At 53.4% G+C, this 21,805-nt stretch carries 21 protein-coding genes, 2 tRNA genes and 1 pseudogene; 15 read left to right on the plus strand and 9 right to left on the minus strand.

Features of this window, described 5'->3' with window-relative positions; translation table 11 throughout:
* The 5 genes and pseudogenes from P9H32_RS03640 to rfbC form a co-directional block, all read left to right on the plus strand.
* Positions 1-577, plus strand: a pseudogene (locus tag P9H32_RS03640) (binary toxin-like calcium binding domain-containing protein); the annotation flags it as partial.
* 16 nt (positions 578-593) lie between these two features.
* Positions 594-1,340: a hypothetical protein gene (locus P9H32_RS03645; protein WP_322607513.1), complete on the plus strand. Its 747-nt coding sequence runs from the start codon at positions 594-596 to the stop codon at positions 1,338-1,340.
* Between the two features lie 15 nt (positions 1,341-1,355).
* Positions 1,356-2,561, plus strand: coding sequence for an L-2-hydroxyglutarate oxidase (gene lhgO, locus P9H32_RS03650; RefSeq protein ID WP_322607514.1), 1,206 nt, complete (start codon positions 1,356-1,358; stop codon positions 2,559-2,561).
* A gap of 19 nt (positions 2,562-2,580) precedes the next feature.
* Positions 2,581-3,360: a glucose-1-phosphate cytidylyltransferase gene (rfbF, locus tag P9H32_RS03655; protein ID WP_322607515.1), complete on the plus strand. Its 780-nt coding sequence runs from the start codon at positions 2,581-2,583 to the stop codon at positions 3,358-3,360.
* 11 nt (positions 3,361-3,371) lie between these two features.
* A complete protein-coding gene (rfbC, locus tag P9H32_RS03660; protein WP_322607516.1) occupies positions 3,372-3,896 on the plus strand; it encodes a dTDP-4-dehydrorhamnose 3,5-epimerase in 525 nt (174 codons plus the stop codon).
* A 70-nt stretch (positions 3,897-3,966) separates the two neighbouring features.
* Here the strand turns inward: rfbC and P9H32_RS03665 are convergent, their stop codons facing one another.
* Complete coding sequence (locus tag P9H32_RS03665; protein ID WP_322607517.1) at positions 3,967-4,614, minus strand: redox-sensing transcriptional repressor Rex; 648 nt, start codon at positions 4,612-4,614, stop codon at positions 3,967-3,969.
* A gap of 356 nt (positions 4,615-4,970) precedes the next feature.
* Between P9H32_RS03665 and pflB the strand changes: the two genes are divergently transcribed.
* Entirely contained in the window at positions 4,971-7,199 is a 2,229-nt protein-coding gene (gene pflB / locus P9H32_RS03670; protein ID WP_322607518.1) for a formate C-acetyltransferase, read from the plus strand.
* 85 nt (positions 7,200-7,284) lie between these two features.
* Complete coding sequence (gene pflA, locus P9H32_RS03675) at positions 7,285-8,037, plus strand: pyruvate formate-lyase-activating protein (protein ID WP_322607519.1); 753 nt, start codon at positions 7,285-7,287, stop codon at positions 8,035-8,037.
* 190 nt (positions 8,038-8,227) lie between these two features.
* On the opposite strand, the gene P9H32_RS03680 is transcribed toward pflA, so the two are convergent.
* From P9H32_RS03680 to P9H32_RS03700, 5 genes are read right to left on the minus strand one after another with little or no spacing between them, the layout of a single operon-like run.
* Positions 8,228-9,703: a monomeric [FeFe] hydrogenase gene (locus P9H32_RS03680; RefSeq protein WP_322607520.1), complete on the minus strand. Its 1,476-nt coding sequence runs from the start codon at positions 9,701-9,703 to the stop codon at positions 8,228-8,230.
* The gene (locus tag P9H32_RS03685; RefSeq protein WP_322607521.1) at positions 9,703-9,966 is read right to left on the minus strand and encodes an NAD(P)H-dependent oxidoreductase subunit E; all 264 of its coding nucleotides are present in this window, start codon (positions 9,964-9,966) and stop codon (positions 9,703-9,705) included. Before P9H32_RS03685 ends, P9H32_RS03680 begins: the two co-directional genes overlap by 1 nt.
* Positions 9,963-11,138: a SpoIIE family protein phosphatase gene (locus tag P9H32_RS03690; RefSeq protein ID WP_322607522.1), complete on the minus strand. Its 1,176-nt coding sequence runs from the start codon at positions 11,136-11,138 to the stop codon at positions 9,963-9,965. The genes P9H32_RS03685 and P9H32_RS03690 overlap by 4 nt, the downstream gene beginning before the upstream one ends.
* Positions 11,135-12,844: a [Fe-Fe] hydrogenase large subunit C-terminal domain-containing protein gene (locus P9H32_RS03695; RefSeq protein ID WP_322607523.1), complete on the minus strand. Its 1,710-nt coding sequence runs from the start codon at positions 12,842-12,844 to the stop codon at positions 11,135-11,137. Before P9H32_RS03695 ends, P9H32_RS03690 begins: the two co-directional genes overlap by 4 nt.
* Before the next feature lie 60 nt (positions 12,845-12,904).
* The gene (locus P9H32_RS03700) at positions 12,905-13,162 is read right to left on the minus strand and encodes a (2Fe-2S) ferredoxin domain-containing protein (RefSeq protein ID WP_322607524.1); all 258 of its coding nucleotides are present in this window, start codon (positions 13,160-13,162) and stop codon (positions 12,905-12,907) included.
* Positions 13,163-13,239: 77 nt separating this feature from the next.
* On the opposite strand from P9H32_RS03700, the gene P9H32_RS03705 reads away from it, so the two are divergent.
* The 3 genes from P9H32_RS03705 to P9H32_RS03715 all read left to right on the plus strand — a co-directional run bounded on the left by P9H32_RS03705 (position 13,240) and on the right by P9H32_RS03715 (position 15,127).
* Entirely contained in the window at positions 13,240-14,013 is a 774-nt protein-coding gene (locus P9H32_RS03705; RefSeq protein WP_322607525.1) for a 4'-phosphopantetheinyl transferase family protein, read from the plus strand.
* Positions 14,001-14,963: a CRISPR-associated protein Cas4 gene (locus P9H32_RS03710; protein ID WP_322607526.1), complete on the plus strand. Its 963-nt coding sequence runs from the start codon at positions 14,001-14,003 to the stop codon at positions 14,961-14,963. Before P9H32_RS03705 ends, P9H32_RS03710 begins: the two co-directional genes overlap by 13 nt.
* 87 nt (positions 14,964-15,050) lie before the next feature.
* Positions 15,051-15,127 (plus strand) — tRNA-Arg (locus tag P9H32_RS03715).
* Here the strand turns inward: P9H32_RS03715 and P9H32_RS03720 are convergent.
* Positions 15,090-15,344 carry a hypothetical protein gene (locus P9H32_RS03720; RefSeq protein WP_322607527.1) on the minus strand — a complete coding sequence of 85 codons (255 nt, stop codon included), beginning with the start codon at positions 15,342-15,344 and terminating at the stop codon, positions 15,090-15,092. The genes P9H32_RS03715 and P9H32_RS03720 overlap by 38 nt on opposite strands.
* Here P9H32_RS03720 and P9H32_RS03725 point away from each other — a divergent pair.
* Together P9H32_RS03725 and P9H32_RS03730 are read left to right on the plus strand one after the other, a co-directional pair.
* Positions 15,336-16,145 carry an alpha/beta hydrolase gene (locus tag P9H32_RS03725; protein WP_322607528.1) on the plus strand — a complete coding sequence of 270 codons (810 nt, stop codon included), beginning with the start codon at positions 15,336-15,338 and terminating at the stop codon, positions 16,143-16,145. The two genes, P9H32_RS03720 and P9H32_RS03725, sit on opposite strands and share 9 nt — an antisense overlap.
* A 13-nt stretch (positions 16,146-16,158) precedes the next feature.
* Positions 16,159-17,526, plus strand: coding sequence for an alkaline phosphatase (locus P9H32_RS03730; protein ID WP_322607529.1), 1,368 nt, complete (start codon positions 16,159-16,161; stop codon positions 17,524-17,526).
* An 84-nt stretch (positions 17,527-17,610) separates the two neighbouring features.
* On the opposite strand, the gene P9H32_RS03735 is transcribed toward P9H32_RS03730, so the two are convergent.
* The gene (locus P9H32_RS03735; RefSeq protein WP_322607530.1) at positions 17,611-18,507 is read right to left on the minus strand and encodes a nucleotidyltransferase family protein; all 897 of its coding nucleotides are present in this window, start codon (positions 18,505-18,507) and stop codon (positions 17,611-17,613) included.
* Between the two features lie 147 nt (positions 18,508-18,654).
* Between P9H32_RS03735 and P9H32_RS03740 the strand changes: the two genes are divergently transcribed.
* A tRNA-Ser gene (locus tag P9H32_RS03740) sits at positions 18,655-18,742 on the plus strand.
* A 57-nt stretch (positions 18,743-18,799) separates the two neighbouring features.
* On the opposite strand, the gene P9H32_RS03745 is transcribed toward P9H32_RS03740, so the two are convergent.
* On the minus strand, positions 18,800-19,747 hold the full coding sequence (locus tag P9H32_RS03745) for a lysophospholipid acyltransferase family protein (RefSeq protein ID WP_322607531.1): 948 nt from the start codon (positions 19,745-19,747) through the stop codon (positions 18,800-18,802).
* A 155-nt stretch (positions 19,748-19,902) separates the two neighbouring features.
* Between P9H32_RS03745 and P9H32_RS03750 the strand changes: the two genes are divergently transcribed.
* The gene (locus P9H32_RS03750; protein ID WP_322607532.1) at positions 19,903-20,634 is read left to right on the plus strand and encodes a dienelactone hydrolase family protein; all 732 of its coding nucleotides are present in this window, start codon (positions 19,903-19,905) and stop codon (positions 20,632-20,634) included.
* 95 nt (positions 20,635-20,729) lie between these two features.
* A complete protein-coding gene (locus tag P9H32_RS03755) occupies positions 20,730-21,098 on the plus strand; it encodes a hypothetical protein (protein ID WP_322607533.1) in 369 nt (122 codons plus the stop codon).
* The last annotated feature ends 707 nt before the right edge of the window (positions 21,099-21,805 follow it).

A 21,805-nucleotide genomic window follows, 5' to 3' on the forward strand; every position in this document is an offset into this window, starting at 1 on the left:
CGGCGACGGTCTGGTCGACGGGGATGAAGTGACTGCAGGCACCGACCCGCTCTTGAGCGACAGTGACGGGGACGGACTGAGTGACGGAGATGAAGTGCATATATACAGCACCTCCCCGCTGAACACGGACACCGATTCCGATGGATTGACCGACGATCTTGAAGTCAGCAGCTACGGCACCAATCCGAATCTGGTGGACTCCGACTACGATGGCCTTTCTGACCGTGATGAGGTTACAATTCATTTAACTGACCCGCTTCATTCGGATTCGGACGGCGATAGTTTCAGTGATTCGCTTGAAATCACCAATGGCGGAGATCCGCTTGCGAGTGATCTGTGGCGGGTGGATTATATCCGGGACAACAATGAGGTTTATGATCTGTATCCGTCAAATTCAGTACTTGATATCAGTATCGGACAGGCCGGTTTTTCCGTTTCGAATAATACCGCCTGGTTATGGCTTCAGTTGGAGCAGTCGTCTGATCTGGACTCGTGGATGACGGCCGGAGATGCTGTTTTATGGAGTATTCCGGTGGATTCAAGCAATGCGTTTTACCGGGTGCGTTCGCATCACTGATGATTAAGGAAGTGGAATGGTTACTGTTCGCGATAATATAATGGATGAAGGCCAGCTTTCGTATGAGGTTGTTACAGAGCGGGCGACGTATTTATACCAGAAACGGGGGTGCGCTTTTTCGAGTCTGCTGGATTGCGACGGGAAAGACTGGATCAGCTACCGGCCGAAGGGCGGACCCAAAGGGCATTACCGCGGGATTCCGAATATGGGCTATGAGACGTTCGGACATCCGGGCTATGAAACCGGTGAAACGACGTTGCTGGAGGAATCGAAGGAGCTGGTCCGGCTTAGATCGACAGCAGATGGCGGAGCCTGGGATGTAGAGTGGACGTTTCGGTCGACGCATGCTGAGATGCGGGCGTTGAAAATTGCATCGCCGGTCTGGCTGCTTTATGAAGGTACACCGGGTGGTAAATTCCGGCCGGATCTTCAGCAGATTCTGTTTTCTGACGGAGTGCGGAAGCCGTGTTCACAAACGCAGAAGCTGGAAACACCGGATCCCAAGTGGGTGGCATTCTGCGATCCGAAAACGAAGCGCAGTATCGCGCTGGCGTACGATGGCCCGGACCGGTTTCTGGATAAATACTGGCCGATGGGCGGCAAAGGCGGCATGACGGTGTTCGGCTTCGGCCGTACGGATGAACAGGGTTTCGGGTTTCTGATTGAATCGGTTCCATTTACCTTTTCTTTTGCGCTGGTGGAGAGTACCTCTTATGAAGAGGTTTCGGCCTATGTGGAAAACTATATGCCTGTGCGGCGCTAAAGAGGGAAACGGTTTATGGCAGTCAAAGCGGTGGATTATCTGGTTATCGGTGGCGGCATCATCGGTGTGAATATGGCGCTTCACCTGAAGCGCCGGCATCCGGGAGCGTCGATCTGTGTGGTGGATAAGGAGCCGGAACTGGGACTGCATGGGAGCGGACGGAACAGCGGGGTGTTGCATGCCGGGTTTTATTATACGGCCAACAGTCTGAAGGCGCGTTTTACCCGCGATGGAAACGCGTTGCTTAAGGATTATATACGCGAACATGAACTGCCGCTGAATGAATGCGGTAAGCTGGTGGTGGCGAAGGATGAATCGGAAATTCCCACGCTGGATGAGCTGCATAAGCGGGGGTTGGCCAATGGCGTGGAGCTGATCAAAATCACGGAAAAAGAAGCCCGGGAAATCGAGCCTCGTGTGAAGACCTGCCAGTATGCGCTGTGGAGTCCGAATACGGCAACGGGCGATCCGAAACCGGTGATGGCTCAGTTCAGAAAAGATGCCACGGAAATGGGGATCGAGTTCCAATGTTCGGAACCGTTTGTAAAATGTGATGGAAACCGGGTGTGGACCCGAACGCTGGAGTTTGACGCAGGCTATGTCGTCAATGCAGCCGGTCTCTATGCCGATCGTGTGGGTCACGCTTTCGGGTTCGGCAAAGAATATGCGATTCTCCCGTTTAAAGGGCTCTATCTGAAATCGAATGAGCCGGTCGGCAGTTTTAAAACCAACATTTATCCGGTGCCGAATCTGAATAATCCTTTTCTCGGAGTGCATGTAACGGTGACAGCGGACGGGCATCATAAAATCGGTCCGACGGCGATTCCGGCGTTCTGGCGCGAGCAGTATAAAGGAGCGGATAATTTTAAGTTCGGAGAGCTCTGCGAAACGACCAGCCTCGGCACACAGCTGATGATGAAGGCTGATTTTGATTTCCGGCGTCTCGCCCGCGAAGAACTGAAGAAATATAACCGGGCTCATCTGGTTGAACTTTCCCAGTCGCTCGCAACAGGACTTGAACGTTCAACGCTGCAGAAGTGGGGACCTTCGGGCATTCGTGCACAGTTGCTTAACCTGAAGAAAAAGAGTCTGGAAATGGACTTCCTGTTTGAGGGCGATGAAAAATCGTTTCATGTGCTTAATGCGGTTTCGCCGGGGTGGACATGCTCGATTCCATTCACGGAATATATGGTCGACGAAATGGAAAAAATGCAGGGATAAACAGAAAGGGAGCAGGAATATGAAGGCAGTCATTCTGGCGGGCGGCTATGGCACACGGATCAGTGAGGAAAGTGCAGTCCGGCCGAAACCCATGGTGGATATCGGTCCGGAGCCGATTATCTGGCATATTATGAAAACCTATGCCCATCATGGGATCACTGATTTTATCGTGGCATGCGGTTATAAAGGCAATGTGATCAAAGAGTACTTTTCAAAAATTTTTCTCTCCGAGGCGGACGTCACCTTCGACCTGGCGAACAATACCATTGAATATCACCGTTCCCGCGTCGAATCCTGGCGGGTTACCTGCGTTGATACCGGGCTCAACAGCATGACGGGCGGTCGTCTGCGGCGCGTTCGCGAATATCTTGATGATGAAACTTTCTGCATGACCTACGGGGACGGGGTTTGCAATATCAACATTTCCGACGAAATTGAATTTCATAAAAAAACGGGGCGTAAAGCCACCATGGCCGCGGTGCAGGCTCCGGGGCGGTTCGGCGCGTTTACGCTGGGTCCGGATCAGGTGGAAGTGGAGCATTTTCAGGAAAAGCCGGATGGTGACGGTGCCTGGATTAACGGCGGTTATTTTGTGCTGGAACCGGACGTGATCGATTATGTGGATTCCGATAATATGGTGTGGGAGCGGGAGCCGCTTCAGCAGCTGGCACTGGCCGGAGAGCTTAATGCCTACCGTCATGCCGATTTCTGGCATCCCATGGATACCCTGCGCGACAAGCATGTGCTCGAAGAGCTGTGGGCTTCCGGTAAAGCGCCATGGAAAGTCTGGCAGGATTAAGGAGTTGAACAATGATTTTTAAAGAAGCTCCTCTGAAGGATGCATGGATTATCAGACAGAGTCCGATCGGTGATGACCGGGGATATTTTGCCCGCGCGTTTTGTGAAAAGGAGTTTGCGGAACATGGAATTCCTACGGGGTTCGTGCAGGTGAATACCTCATTCAGTAAAGATGTCGGTACACTCCGAGGGTTGCACTGGCAGACTGCCCCAGCACCGGAACCTAAATTCATGCGCTGCACCCGCGGGGCGATTTACGACATCATGGTGGATATGCGCCCGGAATCGCCGACGTATCTCCAGCACTTCGGAATCGAGCTGACGCCGGAGAATCAGACGATGGTTTATGTGCCGGCTTTTTTTGCCCATGGTTTCCTGACGCTGGAACCTGACAGCCAGTCGCTCTACATGGTCGGCGGTTATTATACGCCGGAATGTGAGCGGGGGGTGCGCTATAACGATCCGAAGCTGGGGATCAAATTACCCATTGAACCGAACGTCGTCAGCGAAAAGGATTTAAGCTGGCCTCTGCTGTAGACAGGTATTTTGAAACTGAAAAAGCCCGGTTGTCATGACCGGGCTTTTTTGTTTTCCAGAGACTGGAAGATCAGATGTTGCTGCTTTCCACCAGCAGGCGGTGGGAGAGGACGGCGAGTGAGGAGGCGAGTTCTTCGCGCTGAAGGATGACGTGGGCGGGAACGTCGAGGCTGGTAGGGGTGAAGTTCCAGATGGCGCGGATGCCGCCTTCGATCATTTTATCGGCCACACCCTGCGCCACTGAAGCGGTGACGGTCAGGATTCCGATCTGTACATGCATCCGGCGGGCGAGCTCCGGCATTTTTGCAATATCGAGTACGGTTTTTCCGTGTACTTCGGTGCCGATGATGGCGGGATTGTTGTCGAATGCGGCAACGATCCGCATACCGTGCTGTTCAAATCCTTTGTAACCGAGCAGGGCGGTGCCCATGCTGCCGACGCCGATCAGAAAGGCATCGGAAGTGTTGGACCAGCCCAGAAACTCTTCAATGGCGGAGATGATTTCATCCATCGGGAAGCCCAGCCGCGGGCGGCCGACGGCACCGGTAATGGCCAGGTCTTTGCGGACTACGATCGGATCGAGTCCCAGCTCTTTGGCGACGACCGTGCCGGAGGCATATTCCTCCCCGCTTTCTTTCATTTTCCGTAGTAACCGTAAATAGAGCGGCAGGCGTTTCAGGGTCGGCACGCCTGCAGTTTTTCGTTCCATTTGACTCATTAAAATTCTCCAAGTAATTGTGATAAATCGTACCAGTCTGGGTCGATATCCGTCAATCGATACCTGAGGTTCGATCCGAGACAACCATATCCGTACCGAACCCCGGAGTATTATGTACATAGTTTGCATAAATATCGATCATATGCAATCGATATAAATATATCCTAAAATGAGTTGCGTTCAAATACCGGTTTGCCTATAGATCGCGGCCTTGTTCGTCATTTTTGGATCATATCAGGGGTGAATATTGATCATGCATACAGGTATTCGGCCGTATAATTTCTTAATTTCGGTTCCCTTCTTTCCTGTAATTCATGAATATATTCGGCAGACAACGTTAACTTAGGAGTGAATAAATGGACAAAGCGTGGGACGGTTTTCAGGGGACGATCTGGAAAGAAAAAGTGGATGTGCGGGATTTTATTCAGGCGAACTATACGCCTTATGAGGGCGACGGCTCTTTCCTGGCTCCGGCGACGGACGCGACGTCCAGCCTTTGGACGCAGGTTTCCGACCTGATGAAAGAAGAGCTGAGCAAAGGTATTCTGGATGCGGATAGCGATCGTCCTTCCACGATTATCTCCCATGGCGCGGGTTTCATTGATCAGTCGCTGGAAAAAATTGTAGGCCTGCAGACGGATAAACCGCTGAAACGGGGGATTATGCCGAACGGCGGTCGTCGTATGGTGGAGATGGGGCTCGATGCTTACGGATACCACTTTGATGATCAGGTTAATGAGTTTTATAAGAAGTTCCGGAAAACACACAATGATGGTGTGTTTGATGCCTATACGCCGGAAATGCGCGCAGCGCGGTCGGCCGGAATTGTGACGGGTCTGCCGGATGCGTATGGCCGCGGCCGGATCATCGGCGATTATCGCCGCGCAGCCCTGTATGGTGTCGATTTTCTGATCAAAGATAAGCTGGCCCAGAAAGCCGAAACCGATCTCGGTGCAATGACCGAAGAGGTGATCCGCGAGCGGGAGGAACTGTCTGAGCAGCTGCGGGCTTTGGAAGAGCTCAAAGCGATGGCCGAAACGTATGGTTTTGATATTTCGCGTCCGGCATCAACGGCGCAGGAAGCAATTCAGTGGACCTATCTGGCTTATCTGGCGGCAACCAAGGAGCAGAACGGTGCGGCGATGTCGCTCGGCCGCGTTTCCACGTTCCTGGATATTTACATTGAACGTGATCTCGCGAACGGCGTGATTACAGAAACTGAAGCGCAGGAGTTTATTGATCACTTTGTTATGAAGCTCCGCATGATTCGTTTTCTCCGTACGCCGGCTTACGATGAGCTCTTTTCCGGTGATCCCACCTGGGTGACGGAATCCATCGGAGGAATGGGCACGGACGGCCGTCCGCTCTGCACCAAAAGCAGTATGCGTTTTCTGCATACGGTCTACAATCTGGGTCCGGCGCCGGAACCGAATCTGACGGTGCTGTGGTCTGAAAAACTGCCGTCGAATTTCAAGGATTTCTGCGCGAAGGTCTCTATTGATACCAGCACGATTCAGTATGAAAATGATGATCTGATGCGTCCGAAATTCGGTGATGACTATGGAATCGCCTGTTGTGTTTCGGCGATGCCGATCGGCAAACAGATGCAGTTTTTCGGTGCGCGCTGTAATCTGGCGAAGGCGTTGCTGTATGCGATCAACGGTGGTGTTGATGATAAGAGCGGAAAACAGGTGGGGCCGGACTTCGGCAAAGTTGAATCTGACTACCTCGATTACGATGAAGTGATGGAGAAATTTAAAAAGACGCAGGCCTGGCTCGCGGGGCTCTATCTCAACACGCTGAATGTTATTCACTACATGCACGACAAATATGCCTATGAGCGCATTCAGATGGCGTTGCATGACCGCAAGGTGCACCGTACGCTCGCCGGCGGAATTGCCGGGCTTTCGGTGGTGGCCGATGCCTTTTCCGCCATGAAGCATGCTAAAGTTAAAGTGATCCGTAATGAAGAGGGGATTGCGACCGACTATGAGGTCGAAGGCGATTATCCGGCTTATGGCAATAACGACGACCGCGTGGATTCTATCGCCTGCGAACTGGTTGAAGGCTTCATGGCTGAGCTTCGCAAACATCCGACCTACCGGAATTCCGAGCCGACGATGTCGATTCTTACGATTACATCAAATGTGGTGTACGGCAAAAAAACCGGAAATACGCCGGATGGACGTAAGGCGGGCGAACCGTTTGCTCCGGGGGCGAATCCGATGCACGGGCGGGATGTGAAAGGATCGGTTGCTTCGATGGCTTCCGTGGCAAAACTGCCGTATGATGATGCGGAAGACGGGATTTCCTATACCTTCTCCATTGTTCCGAAAGCATTGGGAAAAACCGATGAAACGCGGGTGCAGAATCTGTCGGGACTGATCGACGGCTATTTCCTGGAAACTGGACAGCATATCAACGTCAACGTATTCGACCGCGAAATGCTTGAAGATGCCATGGAAAAACCGGAGCTCTACCCCCAGCTCACCATTCGTGTTTCCGGCTATGCCGTGAACTTTACGCGTTTGACCCGCGAGCAGCAGCTTGATGTGATCAACCGCACCTTCCACGAACGGATGTAGCTGAAAAACAGAGATTATAAAGAACGCGAAGGAGTGACGGCAATTTTGTTTTGCGCCCTTCGCGTTCTTCTGTTCAATTCATTCCATGACGTTACAGGAAGCCAGAGAAGTTCGCGGGCGTATCAGCACTTTTGAAAGCTGCGGGACGGTAGACGGTCCGGGGCTGCGTACCGTGGTGTTTATGCAGGGCTGTCCGTTGCGCTGTCTCTATTGTCATAATCCGGAAACCTGGGAATTCGGCGGCGGCGATGAATGTACGGCCGGTGAGGTTTTCGACGAAATCAGCAAATATCGTAATTTCTGGAAAACATCCGGCGGCGGCGTCACTTTTTCCGGAGGAGAGCCGATGAGCCGGCCGCGGTTTCTGGAAGCCCTGCTGATGCTTTGCCGGGAAGAGGGGATTCACACGGTGGTCGACACCAGCGGTTTCACACTGATTACCGAGACCGTCAGACGGATCGTTGAGCTGACCGACCTTTTTCTGCTGGATATCAAAAGCGTGAATGCCAACATGCATCAGATCATTACCGGGGAATCGAATAAAAACACCATGGCATTTGCTGAATACCTGGCGTCGGTCGCGAAACCGGTCTGGATGCGCTACGTCATCGTTCCGCGTCTCAATGATCGTGTCCACTGTCTGGAAAAAATGGCGAAATGGGCCAGGGCACAGGGCAACATCGAAAAAGTTGAACTGCTTCCGTTTCATAAGATGGGGGAGTGGAAGTGGAAAAAGTATGAACTTCCATACCGTCTTTCCGAAACCTGGGAGCCGGGGGCTGAAGAGGTGAAGCAATATGCCGATATTTTCCGCGCCGAAGGTCTGGTGGTAGACTAGATTCCAAGGGTTGGAAAAAGGGAACGGCGCGGGGCAGTGGTGGCAAAAACACTGCCCCGCGCCGTTTTGTTGCGGGAGTTGGAGTAATCCCAGAATACAGGCGAATAACAAAATACGGGGTTATTCAGCGGTGTATATGCGTTAAAAGATATAAAAATATCGATATAAGTCAACCGTATAAACGATATTTTTATATCGAAACAGGTTCGTCCGTTCGGCGGTCGGTCATCGTTGGGCTTTCATCGCACAGTCTGGCGAGTTCCTTAAGGGCGATTCGCGGATTTCCGATGGTTCCGGGGCCGGCAATACAGCCGCCTTCACACGACATCACTTCCACAAAATTACCGGGGCAGGTTCCGGAGCTCCATTGTTTCATTCGGAGCAGGCTCTTTCGGTCTATTCCATCCACCTGCACCGGTTTCATGAGCCGCCGGCAGTCAGGCAGAGCCGCTTCGACGGCTTTCGTCACACCCCGGCTGGCGGCAAACCCTCGTCCTTCACGAGAAGGCTCGGCCGAAAAGGAGGCCGCTTCGCATTCGAGCACATCCACTTCAGCCCCCACCAGCATGGCCCCGAGTTCTTCGAAGGTCAGCACGAAATCGACGTCCGGATTTTTCCGGGCCTCGACGCGTTTTGCGATGCATGGGCCGATGAATACGGTTATTGCCTCGGGATCTTTTTTCCGGACATTGGCGGCGGTGTAGGCCATCGGAGTGGGGGTGTCCGAAACATAGGGTTTAAGCTCCGGGAGATGTTTTTCCACGGTTTCAATATAGGCCGGACAGCAGGAGGTGGTCATGAACGCTTCGCCGCCCGTTGTTCTTTCGAGCCATTCCGCACTTTCATGCAGCGCGGTTTGATCAGCGCCGGCGGCCACTTCCACCACATCGGAAAAACCGATGGTTTTGAGTGCGGTAATGAGTTGCGGCAGTGTGCCGGGCAGCTGGCCGGCAACCGACGGCGCAATCATGGCGACGGCATGACGGCTTTGAAGCGCCTTGAGCACATCAATCATCTGGGAGAGGTCGGTGATGGCGGCAAAGGGACATTCGCGCAGGCATTTTCCGCAATACGTGCATTTGGTGCGGTCGATCAGTTCCCGACCGGTTTCAGGATCTTTGGTAATGGCACCGACAGGGCAGGCTTCTTCGCATGGAATGGGAATGTGAATGATGGCATGATAGGGACATGCTTTCATGCAGAGTCCGCAGTTCACGCATTTTTCGGGATTGAGCCAGGCTTTGCCTTCGCGAAACTCGATGGCTTTTTTGGGGCAGACGGTTTCGCAGGAGCGTGCAAGGCAGCCTTTGCAGGCATTGGTGGCGGAATACTGCGTGGTCACGCACGCGCTGCAGGCGACATCGATGACGGTCAGTACCGGGTCGGCGGCTTCTGTACGCCGCAGGGCATTTTCAAAATAGGCGCTAATCGGTTTCAGTTCATCCGTTTCATTTTCCACGCTGTAGCCGAGAGCGGCCATGGTGCGGTATTTCAGGACGGCGCGATCTTTATAGATGCAGCAACGGGAGGCATTCCGGGCCCCTTTCAGCCGCATGCTGATCGGGATGCGGTTAATGGTGTCGGCGGGCTGGTCGGCAAAAAAAGCCCGGGCAACGCGAGCCAGAATTTCTTTTCGGAGGCGGTTGGCCTTGTTGTCGTGGAACATTAGTCCGACTCCAGTCCAATTTCTTCACGCACGGCGCGGAGCAGTTTGTTCAGCGTTGCATCGGAAATTATACGGTCGTTCACGCGGGCAAACGGAGCTTTTCCGTTTTTTTCATCGCCGCAGAGGCCCAGACAGTGGGAACCGGTCAGAGTGACGTGGCCGGCCGTCACCGGATCAAGCATTTCATCAAAAGTCAGCAGGTGGGCCCCGCCCATCAGATGGCAGGCGGTGCCGGTACAGATCGAAACATTCACGGTTTTCATATGAACTCCAGGGTTACTTCTTTCAGGTAATGCTCTTCCAGAACCGTTGCGATGCGCCGCAGCAGGCTGCGCCGGATTTCCAGTTCCATCGGGAGGCTGGGATCCTGATGGGCCTGGTTGATCCGGGTGCCGACGAGCAGGTGGATGAGGTCGGAGTTGAGCAGGTGTTCGCAGAGCAATGTGGCGGCATTCTGTTGAACCGGCCTCTTTTTTTTCTCCAGCAGGTTCAGAACTTCGGTCAGGGTAAGAATGCCTTCCGTCACGAGGTCGATACCGTCCAGTGTTGAAACCGGGGGCAGGGACGAACGTTTAAAGCGGAAGAGGTCGGTTTGGATTTCGCGCTTCAGTTCGCGCGCAACAATATCTGCTGAGGTCCCGCCGCTGACGATTTTGGTGCCGTCGAACCGGCGGATGATTTCGGCATATTCCCGGTCTTTTTTTTCCGAGAACGGCGGGCCCGAGGCGAGCAGGGTTCTGCGCGGAGTCCGGAAATAAAGCACGCCCGAAGTAATGTCATCGCAGGCCTGGTATCCGGTTTCGAGCTGGAGGGCGGCCTGTACAATGGAGCGGGCAAGCCGGCGGGCGGAAATTGATGTGTCGTTCTGAACCTGCTCTTCGGTATACGCTGTGCAGCCGCTGAGCCGCCAGCCCAGCGGATACTTTGGGGAGCCCATGCCGGCTTCAGTCACACCGTCGCTGAAAAAAATGATACGGTCCTCCGGCTGTGCAGTGAAGCGGCTGACGCGCAGCTTTCGGTAATCATCCTGATCGCCTGCAAATTCACGGCATGGCACCTTAACCGCTTTTCCGTTTCGAAGCAGGATAAACGGGGGGTTGCCCTGCTCAACAATCTGTACGAAACCGTCCGGATGGCAGTCGATCACCGTAAACGTGGCGTAAGCAATACGCCGGACCCGGCAGACCGGCAGCGAGTTCATGATGATCTGGGCGTAATGGACAAAGTCCGTATAGGAATCCGCAAACTTAATAGCCATGCTCGCCGTCATGTTGGCGAGGATATTCGCCTTTACGCCACTGCCGAGCCCGTCGGACAGCACGGCCAGCAGGCGGTGACTCTCCGGATCTTTCTGCACCATGAATGCATCGCCTGCAGTATGTTCCGAGGCTTTGCGCACCTGATAGAATTCCAGTTCTGTGAAGAGATTTTTCATCGGCGGGATTGGTGGGATTCCGGAGCGTCGGCGTAGTCGTCCGCAATGGAGCGCAAGAGAATTTCGGTATCGGCCATGTGTTCGCCGAGTTTGCAGGCAATGTCCTGTACTGCGGCCATATTTTTATCAATCACCTCACGGGCTTTCTGGGCAATGAGTTCACGCCGGTATTCCGTCTGGGTTACATCGAGCAGGGTGGCTCCCACCGTTTTTCCGGTTTCAATCGGAAAGATGCTCACTTTAAGGAGCCGGTCGTCAAATCGCAGGGTATCGGAATGGTATTCCCGCCCCGTTTGGTTCACGTGGTCAAACAGGGAGAAGAAGGGCAGAATTTTTCGAAGATCGGCACCTTCAAGGCCCGGGCGGGCCTCGTAAGCCAGCCGGGTTCCCTCGCCGGCCAGCATGGCAAAGTTTTCGTTACACTCAATGACCCGCAGCGCATCGTCCACAATTACAACGCCCGACGGCATGCAGCGCAGGAGGGCATTCGCCTTTTTCTGCGCCTGTTTGCGGAGATAGGACAAACACATATCGGGCTCGGCTTTTCCTTGAAGCAGGGCCGCGGCAAAAGTCCGGCAGGTTTCATAGCCGCAGCCGCCACAGTTCAGTTCGTCTTCCGGTTTATGTTTCCCAACGCGCTCAAGTGCGGTGCGCAGGTCCGATTCCGACGCGGCGGCCGGAGCCGGCGGAGCGGCGGAAAAGGTGTGGCGGACCGCTTCTGCGGGTGCGGCCGGGCGCTTCATTTCGGTGTTGCGGCGGATGGCCAGTTCCCCGGTGAGCAGGGTATGGCGGGCTTTGGTCTGCGGACCGCCGATACAGCCGCCGGGGCAGGCCAGTGCTTCCAGAAAAACCGGTACATCGAGCGATTCAGTATCGAGATTTTCCAGGGTTTGTAAAATGGCATCAATGCCGCTCATGGCGAGCAGCTCCGTGTCCGGAAGGTCGTAATCCTCCAGTGTTTTGTTCATACCGCCGACGACGGGATAGAGTGCGCCGTGTGCGGCCGGTTCGGGCTCAAAAACCGCGGGTTCGACCTCTTCCGGAATAATGCCGCATTCATCCAGCCATTCAGCAGTTTCCTGAAATGTAAGGGCAATATCGGTGAGCCCGTCAAAGGCATCGCTTTCACATTTTTTTGCAATACACGGGCCGATAAATACGACGGCGGTATCCGGTCCGTAATGCGCTTTCAGCAGCCGGGCATGCGCCTGCATAGGGCTGAGCAGGGAGGAGAGGCAACCGGTAAATTCGGGGCGGTATTTTCTGATATGGTCTACGACCACCGGGCAGGCGGTGGAGATATGCAGCCCCGGCGCAGCGTGTTTCAGCGATTCCGCGATGGAGTGCGTTACCGCTTCGGCCCCGAGCGCGGTTTCGCTGACGGCATAAAATCCAAGCTGCTTGAGGGCACCGGCAAGTGCGCCCGGAGCTGTGTCCGGCCATTCCCCCGCATACGACGGGGCAAGCGATGCTATGACTTTGTCTTTGCGCTGAAGCAGGTTTTTGGTGCGGGCAACGTCGTTTCTTACCTTTTTCGCCCCTGCCGGGCAGGTATGTACGCAGAGGCCGCAGGCAATGCAGCGTTCGGGAATCACCGTGGCGTGTCCGTTTTCAATTTTAATGGCTTTGACCGGACAGTGCCGCACGCATTTGTAGCAGTCGCGGCAGTCGGTCTTTTCAGTATAGATGGGATATTGACGGTTCATAATTTAGGCGATTTCTGCGGGTTACTGTGGGTCCGAACATTGGAAAATATCTTCGTGCCATCATGGCGATGGCAGCGCATCTGAAAAATAGTGTTCCAGCAGATCGAGCAGGGTGCCGGTATCGAGTTCATGATGAAGGTTTCCGTTGATTTCAATATTGGGTCCGCATCCGCATTTGTCGCGGCAACGGCAGCCTGAAAAAGTGATCTCGGCGGCAATGCCGTTGCCGTGCAGATAGTTTTCGATCAGTTCCAGATGCTCGCGGTTGCCGCGCGCAAAGCATGAACTGCCCATACAGATAATGATGCTGTTTTTCATGGTTTTCCCCGGAAATACATAAGCGCAATAAGGGTATTATCGAATCGATAAAAGTCAATCGATAATATTAGAATGATATGGATCATATTCGGGAACCGGGGTTTTTATTTGCGCAAAACAGTACGTTTCTTCACCATGCCGGGCTTATGAAAGCCATCGATCAGCTGAAAGATATTCCAGTCCTTGGAACTTCTGATATCCACATCTGGGGTGCTGAAGTGCCCCGGTGCCTGGGAAAACTCCAGGCATTGGAAAAGGTGCTTTGTCGGGAGGAGCGCGAAAAAGCGGATCGGTTCCGGCGGGAAACGGATCGGAACTCGTCGATCGTTGCCCGCGGGGCACTGCGTATCCTGCTCGCGGCCTATACGGGATATGCTGCGCCCGAGATCAGCTTCGGTTATTCAAAAAACGGGAAGCCCTTTCTTGTATCGCCTGCTTCCGGAGCCATCGGCTTCAATGTTTCCCATTCCGGCGACTGGGTGGTGCTGGCTTTCGGCCGGGAGCGTCAGGTGGGGGTGGATGTGGAAAAAATCCGCCGTGAAATGGATGTGCTGTCGATTGCCTCGCGCTATTTTACCCCGGAGGAAACCCGGCGTATTGAAGCGGCTGAGGATGTGCATGGACTGTTTTTTCATCACTGGGCCCGAAAAGAAGCTTATGTGAAAGCCATCGGTTCCGGGCTGTTCCGCGAGCTTTCCTCGTTTTCGGTGCCCAACGAAGAGGGTGAAAAAGACGGCTGGTTTTTCCAACGGCTGGAAGCGGGGAGCAGGTATGCTGCAGCTGTTGTGACTGACAAAGCGATCGGTGGTATGCCATGCTTTGATTTTGGAGGTTTAAATTGGGTCAGTTGAAAAATACATTTTCGTGGTCGTTCAGTGCATCGGAGGATTTTGAGCAGTGCCGTCGGCGGCGCTACTGGAGTAAATATGCGATGTGGGGCGGCTGGGCGCGGAATGCGACCGAGGAGCAGAAGACGGCGTATCGGCTGAATAAAATGGACAACCGCTGGGGATTAATGGGGCAGGCGGCGGAAAATGCCATTATGTGGGTGCTGCGGCAGCATCAGGCCGGTAAATCAGTGACGGTGGACGATGCCTGGAATACCATTGCCCGCCCGTTCATGACCAAAAAATGGAATGAGTCGCTCGAAGGAAACTGGCGGACGAGCCCGAAACAGTTCTGCTGCCTGAGGGATCACTATTACGGCAAACTTTCCGGCGAAGAGGAGAAAGAGGCCAAGCGGGCGCTGGCGGCCCAGATCCGTAACTGCATTCAGAATTTTATTGATCTCGTGCTTCCAAGGGTTGGAAATGTTCAGCCGCAGCAGGAATTCCGTATCGCCACACCGGAAACGGGCGGAGATGTGGAGCACTTCATTTATGAAGGGGTGAAGATTTATTCGATTCCTGACTATGCCTATAAAATCGGCGATGAAGTCCATATTCACGACTGGAAGGCCGGTAAGATAAAAGCCGATCAGCATAAACTGCAGCTTTCGCTTTATGCGCTGTGGGCAATCGTGAAATACGGCGCACAGCTGGATAAAATTTTTCTTTATGTTGAATACCTTAATGAAGGCCAGGTGCTGCCGTTCCAGATTACGAACGAAGAGCTTGAAGAAACAAAGCTGCTGATGAGTGATTCCGTGGGGGCGATGACCGAATATCTGGTGGATGAAGATCGCGAAAAAAATGAGCCGCTGCCCAAAGAGGAGTGGGAGCTGACCCTTGATCCGGCCAATTGCGGGATGTGCGATTTCTATGAACTCTGCAAGCCGGAACTGGATGGATTGGGCGGATAGTAACTTTTTTCACTTTTTCCCGTTGACCGTCTGAAGGGTTCTCTATACATTCCCCACTTCTTTCGCGAGAAAGACCGCTTTTAAAGCGCACCCGTAGCTCAATTGGATAGAGCACCTGACTACGAATCAGGAGGTTTCAGGTTCGACTCCTGACGGGTGCGCCACTTTTTTGCCCGCATCGGTTTCCGGTGCGGGTTTTTTTGTGTCCGGTCTATGGTGCGGCTTTGTTTTTAGCATTTTGTTTGTTGATCGTCTTTTGCTACCTTGTAACGATTTTTTATCAGGAGCCGGTAATTTTCCGGATGCAGCCGTGGGGAGGAAGCGGGTTGCAAATGGGGCGGAGAAGAATGATTCAGAGTGGGAGTGTTCGATATGATGCATAAAGGATTGTTTTCCGGGTTTTGTTTAATGATGGGGGTTGCGGTGATGGCGCAGAATGAAATTAAACTTTGGAACGGCGATATGCCGGGGACCGGTGCGGAAAAATCGGAAGAGCTGGCCCCGGATAAAGGGGATGATGTTATTCGGCTGACGAATGTCAGTGAGCCGACGTTGCAGTTGTTTATGGCGAAGTCGGAAGATTCGGTGCCTTTTGTGATTATCTGTCCCGGTGGCGGCTACAGCATTCTGAGCATGAATTCGGAGGGAACGGAGATTGCGGAGTGGCTGAATTCCATCGGAGTTTCGGCGGCGGTATTAAAGTATCGGGTTCCGGGAAATCGCACTGGTGCGCTGGCGGATGCCAAACAAGCGGTGAAAATGGCTCGGGAGCATGCTTCCGATTGGAAAATCGATCCGCGGAAAATCGGGATGCTGGGTTTTTCGGCCGGCGGACATCTGACGGCGGCGTGCAGTAACTCTGAAACCCGGCCAGATTTTTCGGTGCTGGTTTATCCGGCCTATCTGTTCAAAAAGGGCGGAATTGAGCTGGTGGATGAGGTTCGGGTGGATGCCGAAACACCGCCGGCGTTTGTGGTGCAGGCAAAGGACGATAAAAAATATTATCGCAGCACGTTGGCGTACACGAAGGCTTTGGATGCGGCCGGCGTGGAAGTGGAATCGCATCTGTTTGCGCGGGGTGGACACGGCTTTGGCATGCGCGACCGCGGGCATCCGGTACATACGGTGTGGCCGGTGCTCTGTGAAGCGTGGATGCGCGATACCGGAATTTTAGAACAGTAAACGGAGAGTGAATATGAATCGCAGGTTTTTTATAGGTGCAATGGGCGCGGCGTCGGTCGCACTTGGAGCGGGCCGGATTGCGCCGGTTTCTCCAAAATATGTTTTTTTGCTGATCGGTGACGGAATGGGCGGGGCCCAGCGCGAAGTGGCGGAGCGGTATGCCCGGGCAAAGTATCCCTCGCGGAATCCTGTTCTGAGTATGAACCGGTTACCTGTCAGGGGCATGGCGTCGACGAATGACATTGCCGGAAAAGTGACCGATTCGGCGGCATCCGGAACCGCTTTGGCCTGCGGAGAGAAAACGCTGAATGGTACTGTCGGTTTGGGACGGGATCTGAAATCGCCGTTGCGGTCGATGGCGTATGATGCGCAGGAAGCAGGGATGAAAGTGGGGATTGTCACGTCCGTGCCGATCGACCATGCGACCCCGGCTTGTTTTTATGCCCGGGTTCCAAAGCGGAACATGTATTACGAAATTACCGAACAGCTGCCGCAGACCGGGTTTGATTATTTTGCAGGAGAGCCGTTGTTGGGCCGGGGCAGGGCCAAAGGGAAAACTGCGCCGGATCAACTGCTTGAGGCCGGCGGGTATCGGCTGGTGAAAACCCGCCGGGAATTTGATGCATTGCAGGCGGGGGACCGTAAAATCGTCGTTGAGCATAAAATGGGCTATGCCATTGATGGCGGTCAGGAATTTCCGCTGGCCGATTTAACCCGTAAAGGCATTGAGCTGCTCGATGGCGAACCGGGATTTTTTATGATGGTGGAAGGCGGTAAAATCGATTGGAGCGGTCACGCGAATGATCTGGCGACCAATATCCACGAAACGCTGGCGTTTGATGAGGCGGTGGCGGCGGTGATGGAATTTTATGAAAAACATCGAGACGAAACGTTGGTGGTTGTGACGGCGGATCATGAAACGGGTGGGCTTGAGCTGGCATCTCGGTCGCCGAAAATGGTTGAGGTGGTCGATGCTCAGGAATCCCGGGGTCAGAAATATGTGGATGAGGTGGGCGTCTGGAAAAAACAGGGTTCTGTTTCGGCGGGAACCGCCTTTGATCGGCTGGTTGGTGATTTCGGTCTTTCCGATCTGACATCTGATTCAGCCGAACATATCCGCAAGGCGGTGGAGCAGACGTTTAAGAGCCGTGAAAAAGACGCCCGCGACCCGGAAATTCAGAAAATGTACGGCAAGCGGAATGCAGCGGTGACCAGCTGCCTGCATGCGCTGGCTGAATGCGCCGGAGCGCGATGGACCAGTTATCAGCACACTGCTGCGCTGGTGCCGACCACCGCCGTTGGTGTCGGAGCGGATCAGTTTGCAGGTGAATACAGCAATGCGGATATAGGCAAGTGCCTGAAGGGGTTAATGCAGGGATAATCCTGTCGGTGTGCTGATGATTTTTTTACTACGAAATACACGAAGCCGTGCGATCGGATTCTTTTCGTGTATTTCGTGGTTTTGTTATCCCCATAGTTTGGGGGGATAAATTCCGCTGTCGTGCATTTTTTTGAGTGCTTTGACGACGGCTGGGCGGTCTTCGGGGTAGGTGACGCCGAACCACTGGGCATCGGAACTGAGAATCTTAATTTTGGTTTCGCCGTTGTTCATCATGCGGGTGACGATGTCGGGGATGTACCATTCGGATTTCAGTTCGCCGCCTTTAACCTTTAGAAATTCGATGAACCGTTCTTCCAGGGTTTGGAAGAATTCCGGCGCGAATCCCCAGAAGTTCATGGAGACGATTTCGTTGCCGGTCATATCGGTGGCCGCGCCGTTTTCAATATATTGAACGGTGCCGGCGGCGTTGGTGATGATTTCAGTACGTTCGTTGACTTCTGCGAGATAGCCGTTTTCGATTTTGCAGACGCCGCGCGAAACGGAGCCGTGGGGCGACAGGGTGTTTTTCAGGCGGTAGCCGACCATGCAGCTTTCGGGTTTTTCCAGAGATTGGAAACCGGTGGCGATAGTTTGGTAGGCTTCGGCGCCGTAAAAATCGTCGGCATTCTGTACGCAGAAGGGTTCGTTGATCAGATCTTTTGCGGCGAGCACCGCCTGTCCGGTGCCCCAGGGTTTGGTGCGGCCTTCGGGCACGGTGAATCTGGCGGGCAGATTTTCCAGAGATTGGAAGGCGTATTGAACCTCGATTTTATCGGTGAATTTGCTGCCGATCTGTTTTTTGAATTCATCTTCAAAATCGTGTCGGATCACGAAAACCACTTTTCCGAATCCGGCCTGGATGGCGTCGTAGATGGAATATTCGAGCAGAGTTTCGCCGTTGGGTCCCACGGGATCGAGCTGTTTGAGCCCGCCATAGCGGCTGCCCATGCCTGCGGCCATAATCAGTAGCGTCGGTTTCATTGAAAATCCTTCGGTTGGAAATGAGGCCAAAGGCTAGCAGGGGCGGGCTGCTCGTAAAAGTCACAAGAGGTATAAAGGTTTTCCAGAATTGGACTTGCCCGGAGCGGGGGAAGTGACTAGGTTCTTGCCCTTCATTTTTAAGCACACGGAGGAATGGCTGAGTGGCTTAAGGCGCGCGATTCGAAATCGTGTGGGCGGAAACGCCTCGGGGGTTCAAATCCCTCTTCCTCCGCCATTTTACAACCCGCAGATTCGGCTGAGTCTGTGGGTTTTCTTTTTTTCAGGGCGGTGTTTAGGTGTAGTCGGGATAGAGGGCGGGGTCGGTGCCGGGTTTGATCTGTTTCCAGTGTTTGTACGACCAGAGCCAGGTTTCGGGGTGGTTGCGGATCTGCGTGCTGATGACGTCCATGATCTGCTGGGTGAGTTGTTTGACGATTTCTTTCTGGTCGGCCTGTTTGTCAAAAGACGGGGGGGTGATGACGGGGCCGGTATGGGCTTCGTAGCAACCGCCTTTTACGGGTTGGCTGAAGGCAAAGATGATGTCGGTGCCGGTGCGGTAGGAGAGGTGCGCGGGGGCGGAGGAGACCGGTGTGGGCATGCCGAGGAAGTTGACCCAGATGCCGCCGTCTTTTTCCGCGGTATTCTGATCGAGCACAAATGCGGCTTTCCCTTTGTTCCTGAATCGACTGATGAGCGTGCGAGTGGCGCCTTCGCGGGGAATGATGGTCATGCCGGTTTTTTCGCGCAGGGTGTTCAGCTGTATGTCGACCCCGCGGTTTTTGGTGACGGCGGCGACGCTGGCGACATCGATGCCCCGTAATCCGCTTTCCAGGCCGATCAGTTCCCAGTTTCCGGCGTGGGCGGTGATGATGATGTGGGCGCGTTTTTCAAAATACGGTCCGTCTTCGGGAACAAACTGCTGATATTTTTTGGTGCGGGTTTGGGTGAAAAGGGAAAACCAGAAGATGTCGCCCATGGTCCGCGTGAAGCTGATAAGGGATTGAATGAGGATGTGCTTTTTTTCGGCGGGCGTTTTGGAGCTGCCAAATACGGCATTGAGGTTGGCCAGTCCGATGGTGCGTTCCCGTTTGGCAACATAATAGGTGACGGTCCCGGCGATATGGTAGATCGCAATCATTAAGATCCGGGGAAAGAGCGGGATCAGAAGGGTGCCGATGCGGAAGGAAAAGGTTTCCAGCGGTTTTCGAAGGGTTCTGCGAATGATTTTAAATGTGGGCATGGATTTGGTCCGGAATTAAAGACTGAAGCGTAGACCTGAGGCTGAATGATGGCTATTGAATTTAATAACTGTTTAAAGCGAACCGAATTGGTCTTGTTTTTTCGTGGCGTAAGATGTCCGGATCGTTATCCTCTGCTCAACCAACGGAGGTATGCATGAAAAAATCGCTGTTTATGCTCTTGAGTCTGGCCGGTCTTTGGGCTGGCGGGGTTGCGGCCGGGACGGCCGTTGATTATTCGGTGGATGGCGTTGCTTTTGAGGGCTACATCGAAGAGAGCGGCAAAACGGCGCCGCTGGTTGTGATTATTCATGATTGGGACGGGCTGACGGATTATGAGGTTAAGCGCGCCCAAATGCTGAAGGAGCTGGGCTATTCGGCGTTTGCGATCGATCTCTATGGTAAGGGCGTGCGCCCGACGGAGATTGCAGGCCGGAAAAAGTGTATGTCGATCCTGACCGGTGACCGCCCGAAAATGCGTTCTTATATGAGGGGGGCGTTGGAATTTGCAAAATCGCAGGGCTTGAATACGGATAATTGTGTCGTGATGGGCTACTGTTTCGGTGGAACGGCGGCGCTGGAGCTGGCGCGGTCGGGCGAGTCGGTGAAGGGGTTCGCGACGTTTCATGGCGGGCTGGATTTGCCGGAGGGGCAGGATTATTCCGAAGCAAAGGGGGTGTATCAGATCCATCATTCGATCACCGACGGCATGCCGCCGTATGCCGCGCTGGCCGAAGCGCTGGAAAAACAGGCGCTGCCTGCGCAGTTGATTTCGTATACGGGGGCGCCGCACGGATGGACCGTTATCGGCAGCCCGCGTTATCGTGAAGGACCGGACCGGGAATCGTGGAATCATTTTCTCCAATTCCTGGAAGATGTTCTTAAATAATCTGGAGGGACGACTTTCTTGTTGTCTGCGGATACTGAGGATGGTTGCGCCGAAAAGAAGTAATCTTGTCCCTCCAATAAATAGAAAGAGATATAATGAAAGCACATACCGCTAGTTTGATTAATGCATTGGTTCTGATTGTTTTTGGCCTATGGGCTTATTTCGGGTCGGAGACGCCGTCAGCGACGGCCTTTATTCCGGTTGGATTCGGGATTGTGATTCTTGCCCTCTATAAGGGCGTCGAAAAGGAAAATAAAATTGTGGCGCATGTTGCGGTGCTGCTGACACTGATCATTCTGATTGCGTTGATCAAGCCGCTTACGGCTGCGCTGGGACGTGATGATTCCATGGCGGTGGTTCGCGTGGTGGTGATGATGCTGACGTCGGCACTTTCGATGTTTTTCTTTATTAAGAGCTTTATTGATGTGCGCCGTGCCCGCGCCGCGGCAGCCGCTCAGGATTAGTTTCCCTCGCAGAGGGGATAATCTATGTGGATTCTGAGGGTATGGCAGACGATGAAGAGCTGTGAATCCGGGAGGGTCGCTGCCAGGATTTGATGAAAATGCTGCCGGATACTTGGCATTTTTATCTGCGTAGTTTTGCGGGTCGCCGGTTTCGGCGGCCTTTTTTCATAAAAACGTCTTTTGTAAAACGTGGTTTATGAGCGGGTTGTGAGGGGGGGCTGAAAATAAGTTCAGAAAACGGTTGCTGGAAAGACGAATCTGACTACTATTCGTCGCCCTGTTCACAACACGTCAGTCGCTTATGAGGCTGTTCAGTGAACAGAGACTTGTTCTTTTAATACCAACTGAAGTTTTGGAATCAGGCCGGGGTTTGACCGGTTCCTTTTCTGCGCAAAACGAGCTGCTAGCTGTTCATGCAAAGAAAGGGAATTCTCTTCGGAGCAGTGCTCAAAACTTCCTTCTTCAGGGTGTTTAAAATAATTTGATTTTCGGGTTGATCGATTCAGCGAGATCGGTACTATGACCCGCCTTGTTTGAAACAAACGGTACGCCGATTGCGACAAACATTTGATCTTTGAAAACAGAATAACTCATAAGAAATATGACAACATGTAAGAAGCATCGCTTCGAATCAGAAGTGGTGCGGTTTGTTATAGCCAATGCTTTGAAACTTTGTCGATTGCCCCTCGGGGCAAGCGAGTTTTAAA

The sequence above is a fragment of the Pontiella agarivorans genome (genome assembly GCF_034531395.1).
GTDB lineage: Bacteria > Verrucomicrobiota > Kiritimatiellia > Kiritimatiellales > Pontiellaceae > Pontiella > Pontiella agarivorans.

Excerpts from the sequence above, each read along its gene's own strand:
- P9H32_RS03705 (WP_322607525.1), top strand. The coding sequence starts at position 13,240 with ATGGATCATATTCGGGAACCGGGGTTTTTATTTGCGCAAAACAGTACG.
- pflB (WP_322607518.1), top strand. The coding sequence starts at position 4,971 with ATGGACAAAGCGTGGGACGGTTTTCAGGGGACGATCTGGAAAGAAAAA.
- P9H32_RS03685 (WP_322607521.1), bottom strand. The coding sequence starts at position 9,966 with ATGAAAACCGTGAATGTTTCGATCTGTACCGGCACCGCCTGCCATCTG.
- P9H32_RS03720 (WP_322607527.1), bottom strand. The coding sequence starts at position 15,344 with ATGCATCATATCGAACACTCCCACTCTGAATCATTCTTCTCCGCCCCA.
- pflA (WP_322607519.1), top strand. The coding sequence starts at position 7,285 with ATGACGTTACAGGAAGCCAGAGAAGTTCGCGGGCGTATCAGCACTTTT.
- P9H32_RS03750 (WP_322607532.1), top strand. The coding sequence starts at position 19,903 with ATGAAAAAATCGCTGTTTATGCTCTTGAGTCTGGCCGGTCTTTGGGCT.
- lhgO (WP_322607514.1), top strand. The coding sequence starts at position 1,356 with ATGGCAGTCAAAGCGGTGGATTATCTGGTTATCGGTGGCGGCATCATC.
- P9H32_RS03695 (WP_322607523.1), bottom strand. The coding sequence starts at position 12,844 with ATGAACCGTCAATATCCCATCTATACTGAAAAGACCGACTGCCGCGAC.
- P9H32_RS03665 (WP_322607517.1), bottom strand. The coding sequence starts at position 4,614 with ATGAGTCAAATGGAACGAAAAACTGCAGGCGTGCCGACCCTGAAACGC.
- P9H32_RS03700 (WP_322607524.1), bottom strand. The coding sequence starts at position 13,162 with ATGAAAAACAGCATCATTATCTGTATGGGCAGTTCATGCTTTGCGCGC.
- P9H32_RS03645 (WP_322607513.1), top strand. The coding sequence starts at position 594 with ATGGTTACTGTTCGCGATAATATAATGGATGAAGGCCAGCTTTCGTAT.
- P9H32_RS03730 (WP_322607529.1), top strand. The coding sequence starts at position 16,159 with ATGAATCGCAGGTTTTTTATAGGTGCAATGGGCGCGGCGTCGGTCGCA.
- P9H32_RS03745 (WP_322607531.1), bottom strand. The coding sequence starts at position 19,747 with ATGCCCACATTTAAAATCATTCGCAGAACCCTTCGAAAACCGCTGGAA.
- rfbC (WP_322607516.1), top strand. The coding sequence starts at position 3,372 with ATGATTTTTAAAGAAGCTCCTCTGAAGGATGCATGGATTATCAGACAG.
- P9H32_RS03755 (WP_322607533.1), top strand. The coding sequence starts at position 20,730 with ATGAAAGCACATACCGCTAGTTTGATTAATGCATTGGTTCTGATTGTT.
- P9H32_RS03690 (WP_322607522.1), bottom strand. The coding sequence starts at position 11,138 with ATGAAAAATCTCTTCACAGAACTGGAATTCTATCAGGTGCGCAAAGCC.
- rfbF (WP_322607515.1), top strand. The coding sequence starts at position 2,581 with ATGAAGGCAGTCATTCTGGCGGGCGGCTATGGCACACGGATCAGTGAG.
- P9H32_RS03680 (WP_322607520.1), bottom strand. The coding sequence starts at position 9,703 with ATGTTCCACGACAACAAGGCCAACCGCCTCCGAAAAGAAATTCTGGCT.
- P9H32_RS03735 (WP_322607530.1), bottom strand. The coding sequence starts at position 18,507 with ATGAAACCGACGCTACTGATTATGGCCGCAGGCATGGGCAGCCGCTAT.
- P9H32_RS03725 (WP_322607528.1), top strand. The coding sequence starts at position 15,336 with ATGATGCATAAAGGATTGTTTTCCGGGTTTTGTTTAATGATGGGGGTT.